Origin of the sequence: Ahniella affigens (assembly GCF_003015185.1) — a bacterium.
Taxonomy (GTDB): Bacteria; Pseudomonadota; Gammaproteobacteria; order Xanthomonadales; family Ahniellaceae; genus Ahniella; species Ahniella affigens.
In genome coordinates this window covers 4,363,529-4,386,187 of sequence record NZ_CP027860.1, presented here as the reverse complement: position 1 = coordinate 4,386,187, position 22,659 = coordinate 4,363,529, and the positions used below count along the sequence as shown (strand labels likewise).

Sequence of the window (22,659 nt, the reverse complement as noted above, 5' to 3'; positions counted from 1 at the left end):
CTCTGTATGGCGCAACAAGACAAAGAATGCAGGGCGCTTGCGCCGTCATTCATACAATTTCCGGATACCAAAATTCCCTGAGGGAGTAGCACATGAACAAAGGTGAGTTGATTAGCCACATCGCCGACAATGCCGAACTGAGCAAAGCTGACGCCGGCCGCGCGCTGGACGCGATGATCAAGGTCGTCAAGAAAGCGCTCAAGTCGGGCGACAGCGTTGCAATCGTTGGCTTTGGCACGTTTGCCGTGCGTAAGCGTTCGGCTCGTACCGGCCGCAATCCGCAGACCGGCGCCACGATCAAAATCAAGGCGTCAAAAAATCCTGCGTTCAAGGCTGGTAAAGCGCTGAAGGATGCTGTAAACTAATCGACTCTTTCGCCAGAGGGTGCTTAGCTCAGCGGTAGAGCGTCGCCCTTACAAGGCGAGGGTCGGGGGTTCGATGCCCTCAGCACCCACCAAGAAAATTTGGAGTGGTAGTTCAGTTGGTTAGAATACCGGCCTGTCACGCCGGGGGTCGCGGGTTCGAGCCCCGTCCACTCCGCCAATATCAGCAAGGGCGCCGCGAGGCGCCCTTGTTTTTTTCACGACTAGTTTTTCAATAGCCAGAAATTCATCAACCGGGATCGAGTTCGCCATGCTTCAGAACATTCGCGACAAAACAGGAAGCAAGTTGGCCTTCCTTATCATGCTGCCGTTGCTGGTCATCTTTGCGTTCTTCGGCATCAACAGTTACTTCGTCGCGAGCGTGGATAACTCGGTCGCCAAGGTTGGCAAGCTCGAAATCAGCGAGACCAAGTATCGGACGCGGCTGCAGCAGCAGCGCAACCAAATGCAGCAGATGTTTGGCGAGAGCTACAACGCGCGCATGACCGATACGCCAGAATTCAAGCGCAACGTGCTCGATCGGTTGATCGATGAGGAGTTGATGCTTGCGGCCGCCGAAAATGCGGGCATGACGGTATCGGCCACGCGTCTGCGCGACGAAATCAAGAAGAACGTGCCGGCCGCGTTCCTCGGCGACAAGTTCGATCCCGAGGTCTACGCCCAAATCCTGAGCAACGCCTCCTACACGCCGCAGATGTTTGAAGAACTGCTGGTCAAGGGCGCGATCACGAGCCAACTCGAGCAACGCGTGTTCAGCGACGTTTCGATCACGGACGCCGACGCCAAGCGCTACCTGGCACTGAACAACGAAACCCGCGACTTCCGCTATGTGTTGCTGAATCGGCCCACGTTGGCCGCTGACGCCGTGTCGGAAGACGAGATCAAAAAGTACTTCGACAGCCACAAGGCCGACTTCAACAACGAAGAAACGGTGGCCATCGAGTATGTCGAGTTGAACCAGGCAAACATGCCGCTGCCGAGCGCGCCGGACGAAGCAACCTTGCTCGATACCTATCAGCGCGAAGTGACCCGTTTCGGCACCGTCGAAGGCCGTCTGACGTCACACATCCTGGTGCAGGTTGCCGAGTCCGCCAGCGCCGACGACGTCAAGAAGGCACAAGACAAGGCGAACGCGCTGCTCGCTGAAATCCGTGGTGGCAAGGATTTCGCCGAAGTCGCCAAGTCGGGTTCTGACGATATCGGCTCGAAAGAAGCGGGCGGCGATCTGGGCTACATTGAGCGGCCCGATCCGAATTCGCCGATGCAGGTCTTTGAACCAGCGTTCATCGACGCGTTGTTTGGACTTGAAGTCGGCAAGGTGTCGGAACCAGTCAAGACGGCACAAGGCTTTCACTTGATTCAACTGCGCGAGATTCGGCCGGCCGCGATCAAGCCGTTTGAAGAGGTGCGTTCGCAACTTGAGCAGGAGGCGATTCAGCAGGCCCGGGATGACGAATTCGCCGATCTCGAAGGCGCCATGCTTGATGCCGCAGCCGTTGCCGTGGGTACGCTCGATGAGGTTGCCAAAGCGGTGAAAGGGACGGTCCAGCAGGTTCCGGCGTTCCCGAAAGGCATGGCATTTGGGGTGGCAAGCAATCCGGATGTCCAGGAATTCGTGTTTAGCGACACGGGCAAATCAGAAGGCGCTGTCAGTGACGTGATCGAACTCTCGCCGACCCAGATGGTTGTGGTTCGCGTGACCGACTACAAGCCGAAATCGGCCAAGACGCTCGACGAAGCCCGTTCCGAAATTGTGGTCAAGCTGACCCAGGAAAAAACCGACGCCAAGGCGAAGGAAGAGGCCGACGCGGCATTCAAGCGCCTGCAGGCTGGCGAAGCCCTCGATGCGATCGCAACGAGCGTTGGCGCCACTGTTGCCGACGCGACCGCCGTTGGTCGGCAGTCGGTTGCGCATGATGCCTCGATGGTCAAAGAAGTCTTCAAGTTGGCCAAGCCAGCAGCGGCCGACAAGCCAGTCACGGCGCTCAGCAAATTGGCCGATGGTCGGTATGGTTTGGTGGTGCTGACAGCCGTCAAGCCAGGCGATGTGGCCACGGTGGATCAAGCCACGCTGGACAGCACCAAGGAGTCGCTGAAAGGTCAACTCGGTTCAACCGATGCGCAGGCGTTCCGCGCGGCATTGCGCGATGGCATCGAGATCACGATCGACGAGACCAAGCTCTGATCGATTGACGGCCGGCGCCATGCCGCGCTGCGCACGCCATCAGTCCAACCCAACGCCCGGCACGTCCGGGCGTTGTGCGTTCTGGGCCGCTTCACTTGGCAGACTCGCGCCAGCAGCACGGGAGTTGCAAAGTCCCACCTACGGCGCGTCGGACCAGCGACGAGGTGCTGCGTTGTGATGACGTTGGTCACCGCACTGCGTTAAGTTCTGGGCCTTGGTTCAGGAGACTCTGGATGCGCGCCAAGACACACGTGGTCGACACTTTCGTGCATGTGCGTCCAGATGGCTGCCTCACGCCGATTCCCGTGACCGATACGTTCTGGCAGGCACTCGCACAGGGTCAGCTCGGTGAATTGAACCACGGCTATTTACTCAGTTCGTTTCGATTTTCCGAGAACTGGACGAGTTGGGAGCGCCACCCCGCAGGCGATGAATGGGTCTGCCTGCTGAGCGGTGTCGTGACGCTGATACTGGAGCAGCCGGACGGGCTTCAGCGATGCACACTCGCCGCGCCCGGAGACTTCTTGGTGGTGCCTCAGGGAATCTGGCACAGCGCCGATGCCACGGCCGACTGCACGCTTCTGTTTCTCACCCCGGGTGCCGGAACCGAACATCGTCCGCGACATCCGAAAGTGCTTTGACCGAGCCGGCCCGGGGCAGCGTGATCACATTGCTCCGGCGCGGACGATCCTGATGCGGCCCAGCGATCCGAAGAACGCCGAATTCGCGCTTCCAGAGCCCGGACGACGCCCGGGCTCTGGAGCGGTAATGCAAGGCCTGACGCCTACTGACCGCCGAACTGGTAAGCGAACTGCACGAAATAGCTCCGACCCACGGAATCAAACCAGCTCATGTTGTAGTACGGGTACGAACCATGCGTCGGATCGCGTGGCGGCATCTCGTCGGTCAGATTGTCGATGGTCAGCGTCAGCTTGGCGCGCTCATTGAACGCATAGCCCACCGTGGCGTTGTAGAGGTAGGTTGCGTCCACCCAGGGATCCACGCCGCTGTCAGGCTCGATATCCTGGAACGCCCACGAGTCAAAGCTCGCGATCCGCCCAAGCCGCTGCCCATGCAAGGTCGTGGACCAATTGGTGTTGCTCCAGCCGACCGTCAGATTGGCCTTGGTCTTGGGAATATAAAAGCCGCTGTTGACCGCAAACTCGTCCTCCACCGGATCACCGGTGTACTGCTGGAAATCGTGCGTGTCGACCCAGGTGTAGCCAGCGCGCACGGTGATGGTGCCGATTTGAGTGTCGAAGCTGCTGTTGGCCGCCAGGTCGACACCCGATGTCGTTTCACGGGCGACATTGATCGGGTTGACATAGATGCCGTACAGCTCGCCTTGCGCATTGCGCGTGACGCGGGCAATCGCGTCGAGACAACTGGGCGAATTCGGATCCACCGCCTGCCCGGTAGGCGTCTGCCCCAATCGGCAGTTGGCCTCGTCCTGCAGCACGTTGTCGACACGCAAATCCTGCACTTGATCGCGCATGTCGATGTCGAAATAGTCAACGGATAAATCGAGGTTGTCCATCGGCGAGAAGACCAAGCCCGCCGACCAGGACTTGCTGGTCTCCGGGTCCAGATCGCGGTTGCCTTCGCGCGTGCGGATCAGGCCTTCATCGGAGTAAGAGCAATCGCCCAGGTCAGAATCGGGCTCCTCGGTTCGGCAGCGGTAATAGTCCGTGCCGGACGTTTCGTCGTTGCCGATGCCGGCATAGACGTAGTGAAGGTCGGGGGCCCGGAAGCCGGTGCCATAGGAGGCGCGAACGAGCAGCGTATCGAGCGGGCGCCACTCCAGGCCGGCGCTGTAAGTGGCTTTGCCCACATTGCGACCGGAGAAGCGATATTGGTCGTAACGACCTGCCACGCTCAAATCCAAGCCCTCCAGCAGCGGCATGCGCAGCTCGCCTGCGGTGGCCCAGCGATTTCGGCTGCCTGAGCCGTCCGAGTCTTTCCAGCTGTAGAAGTAATATTCCGTCGCCCGTGCATCTGGCTTCAGATCGTAGCGCTGATGACCCACCTCGACGATGCCCGCAAACCCGGCCTCACCGGCCGGCATGGCGAACAAAGCGGGGTTGGTGACCGTGAACGAGGCCGTTTGCGTCTCGGATTCCGGGTGATAGACCGTGTAGTCCGAGATCGCCGCATATTCTGCCGGCGTCAGCGGGGTGTACAGCCGATCAGGATCGGCATTGAACGTCTCGTAGCCCCATTCCTCGTTGATCCCAAGCGCAGGCCCCAGGAACAGGCTGTTGGCAAGGCTCGCCACGATTTGCGGCCACTCGATTACCGCCTTGTACTGCGAATGGCTGAGCGAAGCCTCGTATTCCCACATCTCGCCAAAGGTGCCCTTCGCGCCAACGACCAGTCCAAACGTCTTCTGGGTGGTCTTGACCTGGCCATTGTCGAGCCCGCCCATTTCCTCCGGGCTGAACTGGCGCTGCCAGTACTCCACTTGCTCGGTCGCCTGATTGTAGAAATAGCCCTCCTCATTCCCATCAGGCGCTTGATAGGACCAGGATTGCACGTCATTGAACAACGACACCTTGTGATGGCCGGCCTGCACATCGGCAAACAGCTCCACCTGATCAAGCGGCAGCGTAAAGCTGCCATAAGCGTTCAGACCTTTGCGCTCACTCAGAATCGTGCCGTACCCGATCGACTCCTGACTGCCGCAATAGAAACCGAACCTCGGTCGCTCAAAATATCCGGTGGTGCCGCCATTCTGATCGGCAAGCGCCGCGCAGGTGTCCTCGCCTGGGTCGATATAGTCATCGAACCAATCGGTGCGCAAATACGCACGACGGGCTAAACGGGAATTGGTGGTTGGGCCGTCAGCCGTAGAGTCCTGAATTTCGCGATCATAGGCCCAGAGCGGGCGCTGATCGATCAACTCGACACCAACCACTGCGTTCAACGCACCATGCGTAAAGCCCGTAGCAATGTTGGCATGCAGCGATTCGCCGCCGCCGGCTTCGGTGGTGCCGTAGCGGACATCCAGGAACGTGCCCTCGACCTCTTTCTTCAGAATGAAATTAACGACACCGGAAATCGCGTCGGAGCCGTACACAGCCGAGGCACTGCCAGTCAGCACCTCAACCCGATCGATCATGCCGATCGGAATATTCGAGATATCGGTGAAATTGCTGCGGCCGTTGAACGGCAGCGGAAAGTCGGCGATACGCCGCCCGTTGACGAGCACCAACGTGTGATTCGGACCGAGACCGCGAAGATCAACCTGCTGCGCACCCGGCGAGAAGTCGCCCGCACCAAAATCCTGCTGACTCTGCGTGGCACCGCCATTCTGGGTCAGCGAGCGCAGCACATCCGGAACACTCGTGAATCCGCTTGCCTTGATCTCTTCCGAGTCGATCGTCGTAATCGGGGCCGGCCCTTCGATCTGCGCACGCGGAATGCGCGAACCGGTGACCTCGATCGTTGCCAGCTCCGATTCTGAAACGTCGGCGTCGGTGGTCTGGGACTCAGCAAAAGCGGCCTGCCAGCACATGCTGGCAAGCGCGGCGCTCAGGGCTATGGCGAGCGGTTTACTGCGCATGGAACACTCCTTGGTGTAATCGCGTACGGAATGGGCGAGCGTAAGCAAGAATGACCCTCAAGCATCTGCCCCGCACCGATTCTTCACAATTGGACGTTCGACTAAGTGCCCGCACTTGCCAAACCGGCATCAATCCCGACACGATCGACCGATTCCCCTCGGAGCACGCATGATGCGAACGCTTGTTTGCCTGGCCCTGTTGTTGTTCGCCACGTCGTCGACGGTCGCCATCGCCGATACTGCCCCGGTCGCCGTCGAAACCGTCGCAGATAGCGTCCCGACCGCCATCGATCAGACCTCGGGTCCGGGCTATGCGCTCTATCGATCCGTCAAGCAAGGATCGGTTGCACGCACGCCGGTGCAACCCGGCATCCTGATGATGGGCGGTGGCGATTACTTTAAGGCTGCCTTCAATTGGTTGTTTGCGCGCGGTGGCCATGGGCACCTGGTGGTACTCCGAGCGTCTGGTGAGGGCGATCTGAACCCGTTCTTTCTGGACGAGATCGGCGGAATCGCGGCGGTCGACACGCTGGTGTTCAGCGCCCGCGAGGCCAGTGAAAACCCAGTCGTGCTCGACATCATCAAACACGCCGATGTGATTTTCATTGCCGGAGGCGATCAGGCCAACTACGTCAACTTCTGGCGTGGCACGCCGATTCAAGACGCCATCAATGCGCATGTCGCCGCAGGCCGCCCGCTCGGTGGCACGAGCGCCGGGCTCGCCATTCAAGGGGCTTGGGTCTATGGCGCGTTGGATGGCGGCAGTATCACAGCGCCTGAAACATTGGCCGATCCGCTGGGGCCTGGCAACACGTTGATCAACGAATTCCTCAAACTACCGCATCTCCATCATGTCATCACCGACAGCCACTTCATGCAAAGGGATCGACTGGGTCGCTTGATCGGCTGGATTGCGCGCTTGCGCGCAGACCAGCATGAACCCGCGTTGTTCGGAATTGGCATTGACGAAGCAACGGCGCTCGCTGTTGACGGCGACGGCAAGGCCACCGTCCTGAGCGGCGCCGACGGCAACGTGTGGCTGGTTGAGCCGACCGCTTCAGCTACGACGTTGGCGCCAGGCAAGCCACTCGACATTGCTGACGTACAAGTGACCGCCCTTGGCCCTGCCAGTCAGTTCGACTTCAAGAGTCATCACCGCGCCGACGTCATGGCGCATTGGCGCGTACACGTGGAAGCCGGGCAGCTGCAACATACCGACTGGAACGCTCGGCCGGCGTCGAAGCCGGCTTCTGAGCCATAGCCCGCGCCTAGCAACGTTGCTTCGGCTGGCCATGGCATAGAACTGATCCAGACTCAAGGCCACCGATTCAAGCAGTCCGTTGCTTGATTCGGGGCCGGAGCCATTGCGCGTATCGCCTCTGAACCCAGTCGGATGTTTCGTAGAGCAGTCAATCATGACGCCTACGCGACGCACACCATTGTGCCGTCTTGAATTCATGCCGCCTGTCGCCATTCACTGCGACCAGTCAAGACATCTGCAACGCGTGTCGATGATAGACACCAACGATGGTGCAGATGGTCAATCTCAATTTCCAAACCCAGAACCGACTCCCTATAGTGTCGGTTCCCCTTTAATCCTTCCCATCCATTACAAGGAAATGCAATGTCTCTGATTAACACCAGCATCCCATCGTTCAAAACCACCGCGTTCCACAACGGCAAGTTTGTGGAAGTGTCGGATGCGAGCATGAAGGGCAAGTGGTCGGTCATCGTATTCATGCCGGCCGCGTTTACGTTCAACTGCCCGACCGAAGTCGAAGATGCGGCCAACAATTACGGCGAGTTTCAGAAAGCCAATGCCGAGGTCTATATTGTCACGACCGATACGCACTTCTCGCACAAGGTGTGGCACGAAACCTCGCCAGCCGTTGGCAAGGCCAAGTTCCCGCTGGTCGGTGACCCAACTCACACGCTGTCCCGCGCATTTGGCGTCCATATCGACGCCGAAGGTCTGGCCTTGCGCGGCACGTTCATTGTCAACCCGGAAGGCGTGATCAAGACGCTCGAAATCCATGACAACGCGATTGCGCGTGACACGGGCGAAACCCTGCGTAAGCTGAAGGCTGCACAGTTTGTCGCCTCGCACCCAGGCGAAGTGTGCCCGGCCAAGTGGAAAGAAGGCGAGAAGACGCTGAAGCCTTCGCTGGATCTGGTCGGCAAGATCTGATCAAGCGCGCGACGCGAGTCAGCAGTCGTGCTGACTCAAGCAACACGGTCCGTGGCGGACCAATCGTGTCCGCCATGGCGCCCAGTACAACACCGCATAGCCTGAGCTGTGTCAATTCGTGCTGCGTTACCACGCAGCGAGCTGCTGCATCGGTGCGGACACATACTGACCCGCTCTGACTCTGACTCTGACTCTAACTCTGACTCTAACTGTGACTCGGTACAGAGTCCTCAACACCAAGCATTCCCAATTCGCGGAGCCAATCATGTTGGAACAAGACCTGAAAGACGCGCTGAAAAGCTATCTCGAGCGCCTGACCCGGCCGCTGGTGCTTCTCGCCAATGTCGATGAGAGCGCCGCGTCCCATGAACTTCGAACCCTGCTTGCCGAAATCGCGGAAGCTTCAGCGATGATCACCGTGCAAGAGCAGCACGACCCCAGTCTGCGCGTGCCGTCGTTCGCGGTTGGCAGCCCTGGGCACGACATCAAACTTCGCTTCGCCGGTATCCCGCTGGGCCACGAGTTCACCTCGCTCGTACTGGCGCTGCTGCAGGCTGGCGGGTATCCACCCAAGGTATCGGCCGAAACGATCGAAGCGATCAAGCAACTGCCTGGCCCGCTTCGTTTCGAGAGCTTCTTCTCGCTGTCGTGTCAGAACTGCCCGGATGTGGTTCAGGCACTGAACCTGATGGCCGTTCTGAATCCGAATATCGACCATGTCGCGATCGAAGGTGGGGCGTTCCAGCACGAAGTCGAAGCGCGCCAAGTCATGTCCGTGCCGAGCGTGTTCCTGAATGGCGAGTTGTTCGCAGTCGGTCGCATGAGCATCGAAGAAATCGTCGCGAAACTCGACACCGGCGCTGCAGCGCGCGACGCCGAGACGCTCAAGCAGAAAGACCCCTTCGACGTGCTGATCGTCGGCGGCGGCCCAGCGGGCGCTGCGGCGGCGGTCTATGCTGCGCGCAAAGGGATTCGCACCGGCTTGGTTGCCGAGCGCTTCGGCGGTCAAGTCATGGACACCATGGGCATCGAGAACCTGATCTCGGTTCCCGAAACCGAAGGTCCCAAACTGGTCGCGGCATTGGAAAACCATGTCGGTCATTACGATGTCGACGTGATGAAGCTGCAGCGCGCGGAGAAACTCAGCGTCGCCAATGACCTCGTCACGATCCAGCTCGCCAGCGGCGCAAGCCTGAGCTCGAAGACGGTGATCATCGCAACCGGCGCCCGCTGGCGGCAGATGAACGTGCCGGGCGAAGCCGAGTACCGCAACAAAGGCGTGGCCTATTGCCCGCACTGCGATGGTCCGCTATTCAAAGGTAAGCGCGTTGCGGTCATTGGCGGCGGCAACTCCGGCGTGGAAGCGGCGATTGATCTTGCGGGCATCGTCAGTCACGTGACGCTGATCGAGTTCGACGGTCAGCTCCGCGCAGACGCGGTGTTGCAGCGAAAGCTCCGCAGTTTGTCCAACGTGCGCGTCATCGTGTCGGCGCAGACCACCGAAGTGAAGGGCGATGGCCAGCGCGTGACCGGCCTCGTCTACAAGGACCGCGGCACCAACGATCTGCGCACGATCGATCTGGAAGGCATCTTTGTCCAAATCGGTCTGCTGCCGAATTCCGATTGGCTGAAGGGCGCGTTGGAGCTCACCAATCGCGGCGAAATTGTCGTCGACGCCAAGGGCGCCACGTCACTGCCCGGCGTGTTTGCGGCGGGCGATGTGACGACGACGCCATACAAGCAGATCGTCATCGCGATGGGCGAGGGTTCTAAAGCCGCGTTGTCGGCCTTCGATCACCTGATCCGCATGGCGGTCCCAGAGCCTGCAAAACAGGCCGCCTGATCCTCGATATCCGCCAACGACGTCGTCCGCAACCTGCGCTGTGCCCAAACCGGGCACGGCGCCCTTGTAATTTCTCGCAATCAATCGCATTGTGTCTGGATTCGTTCTGGTGAATAACCCATGACTCTGCGTGAACTTCGATACCTGGTGGCGCTCGCCGACTTCCAGCACTTTGGCCGCGCGGCCGAAGCCTGCCACGTTACCCAACCAACGTTGTCGGCGCAGCTTCGAAAGCTGGAGGACTACCTCGGGCAAACGCTGATCGACCGCGAGCCGCGCGTGCCCACGTTGACGCCAATCGGTCAGCAGATCGTCGAGCGCGCCCGTCGTTTGCTCGCCGAAGCCGACGACATTCTGCACCTGACCCGTCTGCGCAGTGGCCCGCTCGAAGGGGCATTGAATCTCGGCATCATCCCGAGCCTCGCGCCTTACTATCTGCCGTCGGCGTTAACCGCCGTGCGCGAGGCCTATCCGAAGCTGCAGCTGATCGTACGCGAGGAGATGACGGGGCAGCTGTTGCTTCGATTCGATGAGCAACTGATCGATGCTGCGTTGCTCGCGCTGCCCGCATCCGCCGATGACCGCGGCCTGTTTGAGGTGCCACTGTTCGATGAACCGTTCTTTGTGGCCGCACCCAAGGATCATGCCTTTGCGACGCGCGACAAGGTGCCTGCCGAACTGCTTGCCGATCAGAAACTGCTGTTGCTGACTGAGGGGCATTGTCTGCGCGGTCAAGCCTTGCAGGCCTGTGGTATCGCCGAGTCCGCACGCGACGACATAGCCGACTGCCGCGCAACCAGCCTTGAAACACTCCGCCAACTGGTAGGCGCCGGTCTTGGCCTCACGCTATTGCCAGCATTGGCGGTACGAACGAATGATGCCGACATGTTGATCGTGCGGCCGTTGGCGCAGGGCGAGTCGCGCCGCATCGGTTTGGTCTGGCGCAAAGGCCACGCCCGGCATCAGGAACTACAAATGCTTGCAGACGTGTTGAGGCAGCATCTTCCAACAGGTGTGCGCGCCATCGGTTGAGTCTCGGGAGCGCACCACGCGGCAACGACATCCATAGCGCATGACGCGCTGCGCCATTGACACCGTCGATGGCGGCGTTCGGAGAATTCAACTTCTCCACCCAGCACTACCCGAATAAGTTTCAGGGGCGATCCACTACGGGAGGCCCCCATGAAACGTGACGTAAAAGCCAAACCGCTCGCTGCTTTGTGTGCGTTGATGCTCAGCGCGATCGCGCCGCTAGCGCAGGCCGCGACCGAATCCAAACCCCACGACAACCAGTTCTGGTGGCCGGAACAGTTAAACCTAGCGCCACTACGTGCGCATGGCGCAGAGTCGAATCCGCTCGACCCAGACTTCGATTACGCGAAGGAATTCGCGACGCTTGATCTGGAGGCCGTCAAGGCCGACATCCGCAAAGCGATGACGACATCGCAACCCTGGTGGCCCGCCGACTACGGCCACTACGGCCCATTCTTCATTCGCATGGCCTGGCATAGCGCCGGCACGTATCGGACGATGGACGGTCGCGGTGGTGCCGGTGGTGGTCAAATGCGCTTTGATCCATTAAACAGTTGGCCGGACAACGCGAACCTAGACAAGGCGCGACGCCTGCTGTGGCCGATCAAACAGAAATACGGCCAGAAGATTTCCTGGGCCGATCTGATGGTGCTGACGGGCAACGTCGCATTGGAGTCGATGGGCTTCAAGACCTTCGGTTTTGCCGGTGGCCGCACCGACGACTGGGAGCCAGATCTCGTCTATTGGGGCCCCGAAGTGAAGATGCTCGAAGACAAGCGCTTTAGTGGCGATCGCAAACTCGCGAAACCACTCGCTGCCGTGCAGATGGGGCTGATCTACGTGAATCCCGAAGGTCCGAATGGCAACCCTGATCCGCTGCTCGCGGCCATGGACATTCGCGAGACGTTCGGCCGCATGGCAATGAACGACGAAGAGACTGTTGCGCTGATCGCTGGTGGTCACACGTTCGGCAAAGCTCATGGTGCGCGCAAACCTGAGGGCTGTGTAGGCCCGGAGCCTGGTGCCGGTAAGGTCGAAGCGCAGGGCTTTGGTTGGACCAACAAGTGCGGTAAGGGTCATGGTGCCGATACGATCACGAGCGGCCTGGAGGGTGCCTGGACGTCTAGCCCAACGCAGTGGACCACGCAATATCTGAGCAACTTGTACGCCTTTGAATGGGTCAAGACCAAAAGCCCCGCAGGCGCCACGCAGTGGGTGCCGAAGAACGCCGATCAGCTGAAAATCGTGCCCGACGCGCACGATCCCAGTCTACGGCACGCGCCGATCATGTTTACCACCGACCTGGCGCTACGCGAAGATCCCGAATATCAGAAGATCACCAAGCGCTTTCTGGACGATCCCAAAGCATTCGAACTCGCGTTTGCGAAGGCGTGGTTCAAGCTGACGCATCGCGATCTTGGCCCACGCTCCCGCTATCTCGGCAACGCGGTGCCGACCGAAACACAGGTCTGGCAAGACCCGATTCCCGCCGTCAATCACCCGCTGGTGAATGAAGCAGACGTTGCCGCGCTGAAGAGCAAAGTGCTCGCAGCAGGTCTGAGTCATGCGGACTTGGTGCGCACGGCTTGGGCGTCGGCTGCCACGTTCCGTGGCACCGACATGCGCGGTGGCGCAAATGGCGCCCGCGTTCGCCTGGCGCCACAAGAGGACTGGCCAGTCAACGATCCCGCACAGCTTGAAACAGTACTAAGCAAACTTGCAGCGGTCCAACAGGACTTTAATCGCAGCGCGATGGGCGGCAAGAAGATTTCGCTCGCAGATCTCATCGTGCTTGCTGGCAATGCCGCGATTGAACAGGCCGCAAAGCAGGGCGGTGTCAACGTCAACTTGCCCTTCAAGCCAGGTCGCATGGATGCGAGCGCCGAGCAGACCGACGTGCAATCAGTCGCCTTCCTCGAACCCAAAGCCGATGGCTTCCGCAACTACTACAGCGCCGACGCCCGCCTGTCGCCAGCTGAAGAACTAGTGGACCGCGCGAATCTGCTGACGCTAACGGTGCCCGAAATGACCGTGCTCGTTGGTGGTCTCAGAAGCCTCGGTGCGAACGCAGGCGGGAGCAAACATGGTCAGTTCACGAAAGATGTCGGCACCTTGAGCAACGACTACTTTATTAACCTGCTGGACATGAGCACGGCATGGCGCAAATCGAACGATGCAGAAGGCCTGTACGAGGGGGTGGACCGCAACACCGGAGCGGTAAAGTGGACCGCCACACCTGTTGATCTGATCTTCGGATCGAACTCTGAACTGCGTGCGATCGCCGAGGTATACGCCGCCAGCGACGCCCGCGAGAAATTCGCAGAGGATTTCGCCGCTGCGTGGACCAAGGTGATGAATCTCGATCGGTTTGACCTGAAGTCTTGAGCAGGGTCCGAGTCAATCCATACTTCACACTCAGCCCTCCACCGAGTCCGGCACTTGCCCGGACTCGGTGCGGGCGCTAGAGGTGGAAATCGGCTGAAAACCGCATTCAATACCCAACTCCACCTGTTTGTAGCAGTTCTCATGCGTGGCAGCCAAAGGGTTGCGATGGGCTCAGCAATTTCGCGTGTCGACAATCCGAGACACTTCGGCTAGTCACGCGATGTCTGCCAATCGTGGGCGAACTCGCACCACAAGTGCGAGGTCTGCGCCGCTTCCGGATGATCTTTAACATCCGCGCAAAACAGTGCTCTTTTATTGCTTGGGACTTGCGTCTGGTGACGAAATTGCCCATTACTATTGGGGTCGTGTCATTGGAGACCCCTCATGAAGCGTTACACGACCGACTTGCTGGCATTTGCGTTCGCAGCAGGCAGCCTGATCTCATCAGCCGTAGCCGCGCAGGATGCGCTTGTGGTTCAGCCCGACACAGGAGCGTTCCCTGTTGGAACGAATCAGAATTTATCCTACGCGACCGGCGCAATTCGCGTGACAGGCAATCTAACCAGTGGGCTCAATGTGTCAGAGCCAACAGGCGCGTCGCCGTTCTGGAGCTTAAGCATCGATCCGATTGGGTCGACGCCCCTCGCAGTTGGTTGCTACGAGCGAACTTTACGGTTCTCTAGCCAGACGCGTCCCGGGTTGGACTTCGCTTTCGGTGGCTCCGGGTGTAGCAGTGTGTTCGGACGGTATCAGATTCGTGAGCTTGCCACGAACCAGTCTGGGACGGTAACAGCTTTGGCTGTCGACTTCGCAATTCAATGCGAGTCTTACGGAGAGGCAGTGTCTGGAAAAGTCAGGTTCAACTCAACGGTTCCTACCACAGGGGGCTTCCGCGAACCGGTTGCCAACTCGTCCGGCAGCCTTCAGTTTTCAGCTGCGGCAGGCGCGATTGGAGGGAGTGCGCCAGGCGGTGTTGCGAACATCGCATTGAGCCGCCAAACGCTCAGGCCAATCAGGAACTTTGAAGCGGGGCCTAGCATGGACTACAACGGGCCACTGCCTGGAGACCCAAGTGGGTTTTGGTCTCTCGATTTCGCGCCGATTGAAGGACAAGTATTCGGTGTTGGCAACTATCCCAATGCGACGCGTTTTCCGTTTCAGGCGGCAACGGCGCCGGGACTTGACTTCTCTTACAACGGCTCAGGTTGCAACACATTGGTTGGAGGGTTCAATGTGTCAGATGTCTCGTTTGATTCATTCGACCAGATACCAACGCGATTGCTAGCAAGTTTCGATCAACGTTGCGGGAATGCACAAGGGCCGCTGACCAGTGGTGTGATCGATCTTACGGTTTCAATGAAGGGTCCAGCTCAGCTGCCTCCCGCCGATCTCCTGATGAAATCGAGTTTCGAGACAGGAGAGACCACCAGCCAGACGCTCTTTAGTCCCACTTGCCAATGGGATTGAACTTGCAGTCACGCAGTAGGAACGCTTCGAGCGATTTGGCAGTTCCCAACGCCACATCACCGATCCTTGCGCACTGAAGAGTGCACCTATTTCGTTCGGGCGGCAATTGGTGCACATTTCACGCATGTCGGTCAGCAAATCCACGCGATGGCGGTCAGTGATTCCACGCGATACTGATCACGGGTTCCGCGGAAAGCCGGTCGGGATGGGCACGCTGGCGGACACCCGGAGAACGTGCAAAGCCCGCGCCACTGTTCATCCTTGAGACAGGTCTGACAGAGGCAGTGGCATTGCACGAGAGACTGTTTGAGTTAACGAAACCCGCACCGAAATCGCCCTCTCGGGTCAACCCGCGCGAACGGTGCACATCCACTATCGCTTCGATTGGGATGACCGGTTGACGTCGACGGACGTCACCTACACGCCCGCGAATCCAAAAACGCAGAACACGCGTACAGTCTGGACTTAGCCGTAATAGTTGCCGTGGCCCGACAAAGCATCGGCAACGGTGAGCTCAATCAGATGCATGCGATCATGCGCCGAATTGTTGTCCCGGCTCAGGGAGTTGATCATCATCGAATAGCGCTCATAGCGATCCAGGCGGCCGCACATCCGGCGCGCCGGCGCGAGAGCAGCCTGAGCAACGCAGATGGCGCAATGAGCAAGAAGCGGTGCGGGCTAGCGTGCAATTCGTCCGGATGGAACATTGTTGCTTGTCCGCTCTGGCGTCCGAATGTGGTGCCTGTCCACTAAGGCTGCTCATAGCGTCTCTTGAATCTTCAATTGGAAGCAATTTACATCGCAGTCGCGGGGCATCCGCTGTCGATTCGCAGAAGGCTTACGGTTTTGCGGACTTTGTGCTTCTCTCGACACATTGCTTGTGTATTCTAGCAACGGCATTCCGGATCGAATTTGTAACGTCCTTGTCACTACTATTGCCGTCGAACATAGTCACTACGCGACCGGCTTCTGTACCTAGGCGTTCGTTAAATTGGCCTTCGTCCCACTTTACTGAACTGTCGAAGCAAACTTCACATGGCTTCTGAAGGGCATTGGCCGCACCGGACTCGAAGAGCAGCCAGCCTGCGCTTGCCGGCGTCTCGGGCGACGTTTGTCTGGCGCTTGGCGAAACGTTTGCAGAGAGAATTTGCAAAAAGCCGTCGCACGCGCTGATCAAGCCGAGAATATTCTCTGTAATTCTCGCTCTGGGTTTCCAGAGCGGAGCGAGGAACGGCGGGACATGGTCGTCGTGGGCGAGAACCAGAACAAATCCGAACTCAATGGCAAGGCGCTTAATTTGGCCAAGCAGATCAGTCCTGCTCTTTAACATCCAATCGAAGTTGACTGACAAGAATAGCGTTCTTGACCCAAAGCGATCTATGCTGAATGGCTTTCGCTGTAGTTCACACCCTTGTTGGTGGAGTCTTGAAGTTGCCGCATCAAAGCCTCTTTCGGCAAGTTCGTTAAGTGCCTCTACTCTGGTGGACGATGTCCCTGGTATGACTCTCGCGTCCGCAAGAAACGTGAATGTCCCCTCTTCAGAGCTCGTGCCCTTTGCTTGAGTTGACATCTGAACGCTTCGAATGCCTATCTTGCTCTCTGATATCTCCGACACTACCGAACACAGCAATCCCTTTGTACTATCACGAGTCTGATAGGTGGCTGAATAGGGCGTCTTCATAATGTAAGTGCTGCCGAGTCGATCAGCCTGTGAAAATGCTACGCGCAGGTACTGCTCCAGAAAGTTGATCGTCGCAACGGTACTGAATGGCGGTTTAATGCTCTCGACCTGACTTCGAAATTCTTGCAGCCAGTCTTCGTCCGGCCGCAGCGAACGTTGGTTCGCATCGAAATGCATAATACGCTGGCTCGGGTCGCCCTTACCGTAAAGCCAAAAGAACGCATGGCTCTGCATCCACTCACACTTAACTGCATGTGGAGCGTGCCGAAATCCTAAGTCGCGCACATTCTCTGGTAATTCAGCGGGATCATAGAGCGTCCCGCGAACTTGATCGCTCTTGCCTGCCGTGGAAAAGTCGTAGGATGTTCTTAAGAAGTGCTCTTTACCATGCCCGGCGTAGAGTTTGGCCTTCAGCTCGTCCGCGAACAGCAACATCATTGGCGCGAAGTGCTGGTGAACGTGCTCCCGAGTATCGGAGTTTAGAAAGGTTCGATTTTCATCCAGGACCCCGTTCGCAAATCTTGAGATCGCCGGTGAGGATTTCAGTTCAATGGCTTCGCCAATAATATTTATCGCGGCATGCCGGTGTCCGGCTTGAGTTCCTTCAATGCTGAGAACGTTTAGGTTGCAATTTAAGAGAACTGCGAGTGCACGTTGGAGGGACCCTGATCGATCATCTAGAACGAGCCGAATATTGAAAAGCGCCGGCCATGAGGTAATGTCAAACGGTGAGACGATCAAGTGGCTGTATTGCTGAGTACCTGCCGCTTCCAGTCGTCGATCGGGTAGCCAACGCGCCCAGCAGATTGACGCGTTGGAGATTCCAATTGGCGCCAATTCTTGCTCAGATATATTGATCGAATCAGCATTTACGGAAACTGCGTCACCACGGTGCATTCTTCCCCCAAATTCCCTGACAGCAGCTGGTCAATTCGACGGCTTGTGCCTTGAAGTGCTGCGCGTTGATCTTAGCATGCTTCTCTGGGGGGCACGATCCTCTGCGAACTGCCACCTCCTCTCGCTGAGGGCTTCTTGCTGGGAATAGGAGCTGCGGATTGCTTCTCCGAGCATGAAGGGCCTCTGGGCGGCTGAAGCCTACGTGAAAATTGAGCAATAGGGGAAAGTGTGACAACAGTGTTAGATGATCCGGCAAGTTTTGACGTCTACGCAAGAGTAGAAAAGGACGCTGTCCGAAAATACGCTGAGCACTTCGCTCGGGAGATGGGGATTCGATTCCTTGAAGCGTATCGACTGATGTCGCCGCCAGTTATGTTAGGTGAGCTCGTTCAGTTGTAATCAGGTCGGGGGTGGGATGATCTGCCCGCATTGCTTGCCAGTCTCCCTGAATTCGTCATAGAAGGAACCGCCCTAATTTCAGACGACGCGTGTGATCCAAACAATGGCGTCTATTGTGAAACGCATCGCTTCTACCATCATCATCATGGATGCCCTGTATGTTCTGGAAGGTATCTTAGGTTTTCGCGCACAAGGTCAAGAACATAGTTTGTCCCGTAACAAGAGCTATCGGTCCGTATGGCGCAATAGACGCAGCCCATCGCGCCGAACGGGGGTTTCGCAGCGTGGGGCGCCTCTTCGTGACATGATTAGGTTCGACGCGCACGGTCGACACGCACTATGGTTTCGACAGTGACGACCGCCTGACGTCTGCGGAAGTTACGTATACGCCAGCGAATCCACAAACCCCGAACACGCGAACGGTCTGGACGTTGGACCGGGTCGGCAACCGCCTGACCGAAGTCGTCACGAATACCCAGACGAACCAAGCGCTCAACAGCAAGATCTACACCTACAGCCCCCGCGATCAGCTGGAAACCGTCACCGACAGCGTGACGCAATTGCGCGTGGTGTATGGCTACGACCTCAACGGCAACCGCACGCAACGTACCGTCACCCGTGGCCCCGGCAATACCTTGGTCAGCCGCACGTTCTACCGCTTCGATGCCCGCGATCGCCTGATCAAAGCCGAACCCGAAGCACCGAACCTCACCAACATCCCGACCGTCGAGTTCGTCTACGACGCCGAAGATCGCAAGATCGCCCGCATCGAAACGCCTTGGCTCAATGGCAACCCCGTTCAAGCCAATGCCCAAGCCACCGTCAGCCTCTATGACGGCCAAACCCTGCTGCACGAAGCCAAACCCGGTTCCGGCGGCACCAGCAACAGCCAAGGCCTGATCATCACCGACACCTACCGCAACAGCGCCAAGCTGGACCGGCATGTGTCGTTCGGGCCCAACGGTACCGATACACCGACCATCCGCTTCTACCAACTCGATGCCCTCGGCACCCCGCTGATCCTGACCGACGCGAGTGGCCAAGCCATTGTCAGCAACACCGTGGATGCGTGGGGCAACACGATCCAACAGACCGCACAGGGCCAAAGCACCGCGCCAATCAACTCCGGCAATCAAAGCCAGGACCCAAATCAGACGGGTCAGGCGGCGTTGCTGAAGAACGACAACCAAACCATCGGCTTCACCGGCTACCAGAAGGACGAAGACCTCGGCCTGTACTACGCCGGCGCGCGGTTCTATGACCCGCTGATTGGTGGGTTTGGGGCGATGGATCCGTGGACGGGCGATACCGGTCGGCCGATTACGCTGAACAAGTATTTGTATGCGAATGGGAATCCGGTGGTGTTTGTGGATCCGGATGGACGCAAGGGTTGCGACAGTGTTGCCTGCACCCTCTTGCAGTCTCGAAACCAACTCTCGGATCCGAGCGAAATCAAGCAGGTAGACGCGCTGATTGAGCGAAATATGTTGGAGAACGCCGGGAAAGCGGATGCGATACAACACTTCGCAACCGAATCCTTTACAGCAACGCTAGAGCTTGGAGCCGAAGTGCATAGCGCACAAGTCAAGTACCAGACTCTCGGACTCGTCGATACAGGAGGCGATGCGAAACTTGAGGATCGCTCCTACGCAATGCATCGCTTCTTGGCAAACCACCCGATCGATGCGATCGGCGAGAACATCGGACGCCGAATGGCGCAAGCAAGCATTGCGCAAGCGGAGGGTGACTATCGGACGGCTACCCGGATCAGGATGGGCGTCGAACTCGATGTTGTGTCAGGCGCCACCGGAGCCGCGTCTCTGATCAGGGGCGGTGCTGTTGGCATCGCAAGAATCACTGCAGCCGCAACTGAAGAAGTTGGATCGATGGCAAGCAGCCTTCGCAGCATCGGTGCTGTTGAGAACGAGATGATGCCGCCGTATATGCCGAAGAGTGGGGATTTTCCGGAAGTAGGTACATCAGCAAAACTAAGCGGTACTGGTGACAGCCAATCTGGTCTCGCTGCAACAGTGGTGGAGCCTACATCGTCGCCAGATGGCGGGGATTATGTCTATGTCTATCGCGGGACAAACAGGGGCACGGAAATTCAAGTTTTTGACGAGACTGGGCACTTAATGAGTGACGCAGCAATCAGGTCGCTTCTAGAAAATGGAGGTGATATCGATGATGCCTATGCAACAGCACAGGCACTGCACCAACAGTGGATTGAGGCTATGGGAAGCGATCGTGCCTACATAGAGGCGCATTCATCGAAAGGAACTGAGCTTCAGCGTGAGTACGGTATTCCGAGGACTTTGATGTCCGTTACGACTGACCCACAGGTGGCAGCGACGTACGCTAAGGATGGCAATGTGTTTGGGGGCCTGGTTCCTCGATCGGAGCTGCTCAAACAGACTCTTGAAGGCGCTGGGGAGAGCGAATACGTTATCATCGGTGGCACAAATAGATTGAGTCGAGTGAAGCTTCCCGGGCAACTTTAGATTTGAAGGTGATTGCCAGTATGGGTCATAAAGAACTAGAAATTGATTGTGCCAAGGTATACGTGCTTGAATCCGACGCTTGGGAGATTGTGAGAGCAGGAATGCCCTTTCTGGATAGAGATATCTCGCCATCCTTCGTTGCGTCGGGCGCTCATGAATTGGAGTTCGTCGCCTCCCATCAGAACGAGTTCTGTTTCGGCCTCGATAGGAGGGGGAGGCTAAAAAAGTGGGGGGCAGTAATACTCTACAAATATGATTCCGAGTGGATTCGGGTTCATGTGGAAAGGGACACCTGCAAGCATTGTGGATGGGCAGGTCTCATTGCGCTTGCGGCAGAACCTGCTCTGTATTTCGGTACGCCAGATCCAGAAGCTGCATTCGACAGAGCGTGGAATAGAAGAGTTGTTGGCTGCCCTCTATGCGGTAATGCACTGCCTCGTCGACCTGTATGGGTTGAGGCAGCCAAACACGCAATGAAGGACTCCCAACAATCAAGACATTCCTGAGTGTCCTTTATCAAGTGTATCTGTAGCGTGCCTCACTCCCATCGCATTTCGTGCCAAATTGGCAGCGTACGATTTTTTGAGGATTGGGCCTGTTTTCCCATTTTGGCATCGCACGATTTTCACGCCCCGACCAAGCTTGCATCGTAGCCTCGTCGGCACTGGCGTCATAGCGTGTTGTCCATAAGAAGGGGGACAAAGTCCCCCGATGGTTGCGATGGTCTTGACGCGCCAGTGTTCGACTACTTGTTCCGCAGATGCGCGCTGGCGTTAGGTAGCTCTTCGGTCTATGACGCGCCCGGTCAGCTCCGCCTGGGTTCAGGTTTGACCTGTTGCTTGATTAACGCCTCGTGCGATCGCCAGTGTGGTTGAAGAAAGGCGTTATTGACGTGGTTGACGGTGACGATGCGTTGGTGATCGAGGCAGGCGGCGATGAGGCTGGCTTGGGCGAGGTTGCGGCAGAGTCGTAGGTTGCCTTGAACGGCGCGGGCGATGACCTGCAAGGCGGCCTCGTCGAAGGTGTTGGCGCCTAAGCCAACCGCAGCGAGTTCGGCGATGATGAAGGCGATGAGGTCGGCATCATGCAGTGGCAGGATCTGTTTGGAGTAACTGATCCGGCTCTTGATGTCCTCGTTGCACATCATCGACAGACGATGCAGCAGTTCCGGATTGTAGCGCACCTCACTGCCATCGCATTTCGTGCCAAATTGGCAGCGTACGATTTTTTGAGGATTGGGCCTGTTTTCCCATTTTGGCATCGCACGATTTTCACGCCCCGACCAAGCTTGCATCGTAGCCTCGTCGGCACTGGCGTCATAGCGTGTTGTCCATAAGAAGGGGGACAAAGTCCCCCGATGGTTGCGATGGTTCTGGCGCGCCGGTTTCCGACTACTTGTTCCGCAGATGCGCGCTGGCGTTAGGTTGCTCGTTGATTGATGACGCGCCCGGTCAGCGCCGCTTGGGTTCAGGTTTGACCTGTTGCTTGATCAACGCCTCGTGCGATCGCCAGTGTGGTTGAAGCAAGGCGGTGTTGACGTGGTTGACGGTGACGATGCGTTGGTGATCGAGGCAGGCGGCGATGAGGCTGGCTTGGGCGAGGTTGCGGCAGAGTCGTAGGTTGCCTTGAACGGCGCGGGCGATGACCTGCAAGGCGGCCTCGTCGAAGGTGTTGGCGCCTAAGCCAACCGCAGCGAGTTCGGCGATGATGAAGGCGATGAGGTCGGCATCATGCAGTGGCAGGATCTGTTTGGAGTAACTGATCCGGCTCTTGATGTCCTCATTGCACATCATCGACAGACGATGCAGCAGTTCCGGATGACCCAGCAGGACCAAGCTGTGCTTCTTCGGGAAGCGTTCAAACAGAAGCCGCAAGCGCCGCAGGATGCCAACATCGAGCAAGTGCGCATCATCAATGACGATGGTCAGCGTCTTCTGCGATTGTACGTGCCGATAGGCCGCTTGCACCAGCTCTTTTTCGATGTCTTTCATCGGCGCGGTGACTTGCATGGATTCAGCCAGCAGCCTGAGGATCGGCTGATAAGTGTGCAGGGTTTGCGTGAACGAGACGATCACTCAATGCGGCGCTGAGCAACTTTGAAGCGCGGTTCAAGTTTGGCCTGGATGCCAATGGCAA

Annotated in this window: 16 protein-coding genes and 2 tRNA genes; 13 read left to right on the top strand and 5 right to left on the bottom strand. The window is 58.0% G+C overall.

The features are described from left to right. Nucleotides 1-92: 92 nt before the first annotated feature. From C7S18_RS16930 to C7S18_RS16910, 5 genes are all read left to right on the top strand, one after another. Nucleotides 93-365 carry an HU family DNA-binding protein gene (locus C7S18_RS16930; RefSeq protein ID WP_106892685.1) on the top strand — a complete coding sequence of 91 codons (273 nt, stop codon included), beginning with the start codon at nt 93-95 and terminating at the stop codon, nt 363-365. 17 nt (nt 366-382) lie between these two features. Next, nucleotides 383-457 (top strand) — tRNA-Val (locus tag C7S18_RS16925). A 9-nt stretch (nt 458-466) separates the two neighbouring features. Continuing rightward, nucleotides 467-543 (top strand) — tRNA-Asp (locus C7S18_RS16920). A 90-nt stretch (nt 544-633) separates the two neighbouring features. Further along, nucleotides 634-2,568: a SurA N-terminal domain-containing protein gene (locus tag C7S18_RS16915; RefSeq protein WP_106892684.1), complete on the top strand. Its 1,935-nt coding sequence runs from the start codon at nt 634-636 to the stop codon at nt 2,566-2,568. Nucleotides 2,569-2,801: 233 nt separating this feature from the next. Beyond that, nucleotides 2,802-3,209 (top strand): cupin domain-containing protein, encoded by a 408-nt coding sequence (locus C7S18_RS16910; protein ID WP_106892683.1) that lies wholly within the window; start codon nt 2,802-2,804, stop codon nt 3,207-3,209. Nucleotides 3,210-3,352: 143 nt separating this feature from the next. Here the strand turns inward: C7S18_RS16910 and C7S18_RS16905 are convergent, their stop codons facing one another. Beyond that, entirely contained in the window at nt 3,353-6,130 is a 2,778-nt protein-coding gene (locus tag C7S18_RS16905) for a TonB-dependent receptor plug domain-containing protein (protein ID WP_106892682.1), read from the bottom strand. Nucleotides 6,131-6,299: 169 nt separating this feature from the next. Between C7S18_RS16905 and C7S18_RS16900 the strand changes: the two genes are divergently transcribed. The 6 genes from C7S18_RS16900 (at nt 6,300) to C7S18_RS24250 (ending at nt 15,045) form a co-directional block, all read left to right on the top strand. Beyond that, the gene (locus tag C7S18_RS16900; RefSeq protein WP_106892681.1) at nt 6,300-7,391 is read left to right on the top strand and encodes a cyanophycinase; all 1,092 of its coding nucleotides are present in this window, start codon (nt 6,300-6,302) and stop codon (nt 7,389-7,391) included. Between the two features lie 363 nt (nt 7,392-7,754). Continuing rightward, nucleotides 7,755-8,318 carry an alkyl hydroperoxide reductase subunit C gene (gene ahpC / locus C7S18_RS16895; protein ID WP_106892680.1) on the top strand — a complete coding sequence of 188 codons (564 nt, stop codon included), beginning with the start codon at nt 7,755-7,757 and terminating at the stop codon, nt 8,316-8,318. A gap of 265 nt (nt 8,319-8,583) precedes the next feature. Next, nucleotides 8,584-10,161, top strand: a complete 1,578-nt coding sequence (ahpF, locus tag C7S18_RS16890) for an alkyl hydroperoxide reductase subunit F (RefSeq protein ID WP_106892679.1) — start codon at nt 8,584-8,586, stop codon at nt 10,159-10,161. Nucleotides 10,162-10,281: 120 nt separating this feature from the next. Continuing rightward, entirely contained in the window at nt 10,282-11,193 is a 912-nt protein-coding gene (locus C7S18_RS16885) for a LysR substrate-binding domain-containing protein (RefSeq protein ID WP_106892678.1), read from the top strand. Nucleotides 11,194-11,391: 198 nt separating this feature from the next. Next, nucleotides 11,392-13,578 carry a catalase/peroxidase HPI gene (gene katG / locus C7S18_RS16880; protein WP_206208046.1) on the top strand — a complete coding sequence of 729 codons (2,187 nt, stop codon included), beginning with the start codon at nt 11,392-11,394 and terminating at the stop codon, nt 13,576-13,578. Nucleotides 13,579-13,962: 384 nt separating this feature from the next. Then, nucleotides 13,963-15,045, top strand: a complete 1,083-nt coding sequence (locus C7S18_RS24250; protein ID WP_146151971.1) for a hypothetical protein — start codon at nt 13,963-13,965, stop codon at nt 15,043-15,045. 465 nt (nt 15,046-15,510) lie between these two features. On the opposite strand, the gene C7S18_RS24545 is transcribed toward C7S18_RS24250, so the two are convergent. Continuing rightward, nucleotides 15,511-15,657 carry a hypothetical protein gene (locus C7S18_RS24545; protein WP_170113319.1) on the bottom strand — a complete coding sequence of 49 codons (147 nt, stop codon included), beginning with the start codon at nt 15,655-15,657 and terminating at the stop codon, nt 15,511-15,513. Nucleotides 15,658-15,883: 226 nt separating this feature from the next. After that, the gene (locus C7S18_RS16870) at nt 15,884-17,623 is read right to left on the bottom strand and encodes a hypothetical protein (protein WP_146151970.1); all 1,740 of its coding nucleotides are present in this window, start codon (nt 17,621-17,623) and stop codon (nt 15,884-15,886) included. A gap of 1,034 nt (nt 17,624-18,657) precedes the next feature. Here C7S18_RS16870 and C7S18_RS16865 point away from each other — a divergent pair. Both C7S18_RS16865 and C7S18_RS24245 read left to right on the top strand, forming a co-directional pair. Next, on the top strand, nt 18,658-20,523 hold the full coding sequence (locus C7S18_RS16865; protein WP_206207917.1) for an RHS repeat-associated core domain-containing protein: 1,866 nt from the start codon (nt 18,658-18,660) through the stop codon (nt 20,521-20,523). Nucleotides 20,524-20,543: 20 nt separating this feature from the next. Continuing rightward, nucleotides 20,544-21,029, top strand: coding sequence for an AAC(3) family N-acetyltransferase (locus C7S18_RS24245; protein ID WP_146151968.1), 486 nt, complete (start codon nt 20,544-20,546; stop codon nt 21,027-21,029). Nucleotides 21,030-21,328: 299 nt separating this feature from the next. Here C7S18_RS24245 and C7S18_RS16855 read toward each other — a convergent pair whose 3' ends face one another. Together C7S18_RS16855 and C7S18_RS16850 are read right to left on the bottom strand one after the other, a co-directional pair. Continuing rightward, the gene (locus tag C7S18_RS16855; protein WP_106892672.1) at nt 21,329-21,817 is read right to left on the bottom strand and encodes a hypothetical protein; all 489 of its coding nucleotides are present in this window, start codon (nt 21,815-21,817) and stop codon (nt 21,329-21,331) included. 157 nt (nt 21,818-21,974) lie between these two features. Beyond that, on the bottom strand, nt 21,975-22,598 hold the full coding sequence (locus tag C7S18_RS16850) for an AAA family ATPase (RefSeq protein WP_106892671.1): 624 nt from the start codon (nt 22,596-22,598) through the stop codon (nt 21,975-21,977). Nucleotides 22,599-22,659 lie beyond the last annotated feature (61 nt).

Excerpts from the sequence above, each read along its gene's own strand:
- C7S18_RS16910 (WP_106892683.1), top strand. The coding sequence starts at position 2,802 with ATGCGCGCCAAGACACACGTGGTCGACACTTTCGTGCATGTGCGTCCA.
- C7S18_RS16900 (WP_106892681.1), top strand. The coding sequence starts at position 6,300 with ATGATGCGAACGCTTGTTTGCCTGGCCCTGTTGTTGTTCGCCACGTCG.
- C7S18_RS16885 (WP_106892678.1), top strand. The coding sequence starts at position 10,282 with ATGACTCTGCGTGAACTTCGATACCTGGTGGCGCTCGCCGACTTCCAG.
- C7S18_RS24545 (WP_170113319.1), bottom strand. The coding sequence starts at position 15,657 with ATGTGCGGCCGCCTGGATCGCTATGAGCGCTATTCGATGATGATCAAC.
- C7S18_RS16870 (WP_146151970.1), bottom strand. The coding sequence starts at position 17,623 with ATGCACCGTGGTGACGCAGTTTCCGTAAATGCTGATTCGATCAATATA.
- C7S18_RS16905 (WP_106892682.1), bottom strand. The coding sequence starts at position 6,130 with ATGCGCAGTAAACCGCTCGCCATAGCCCTGAGCGCCGCGCTTGCCAGC.
- ahpC (WP_106892680.1), top strand. The coding sequence starts at position 7,755 with ATGTCTCTGATTAACACCAGCATCCCATCGTTCAAAACCACCGCGTTC.
- katG (WP_206208046.1), top strand. The coding sequence starts at position 11,392 with ATGCTCAGCGCGATCGCGCCGCTAGCGCAGGCCGCGACCGAATCCAAA.
- C7S18_RS24250 (WP_146151971.1), top strand. The coding sequence starts at position 13,963 with ATGAAGCGTTACACGACCGACTTGCTGGCATTTGCGTTCGCAGCAGGC.
- C7S18_RS16930 (WP_106892685.1), top strand. The coding sequence starts at position 93 with ATGAACAAAGGTGAGTTGATTAGCCACATCGCCGACAATGCCGAACTG.
- C7S18_RS16855 (WP_106892672.1), bottom strand. The coding sequence starts at position 21,817 with ATGCAAGCTTGGTCGGGGCGTGAAAATCGTGCGATGCCAAAATGGGAA.
- C7S18_RS24245 (WP_146151968.1), top strand. The coding sequence starts at position 20,544 with ATGGGTCATAAAGAACTAGAAATTGATTGTGCCAAGGTATACGTGCTT.
- C7S18_RS16915 (WP_106892684.1), top strand. The coding sequence starts at position 634 with ATGCTTCAGAACATTCGCGACAAAACAGGAAGCAAGTTGGCCTTCCTT.
- ahpF (WP_106892679.1), top strand. The coding sequence starts at position 8,584 with ATGTTGGAACAAGACCTGAAAGACGCGCTGAAAAGCTATCTCGAGCGC.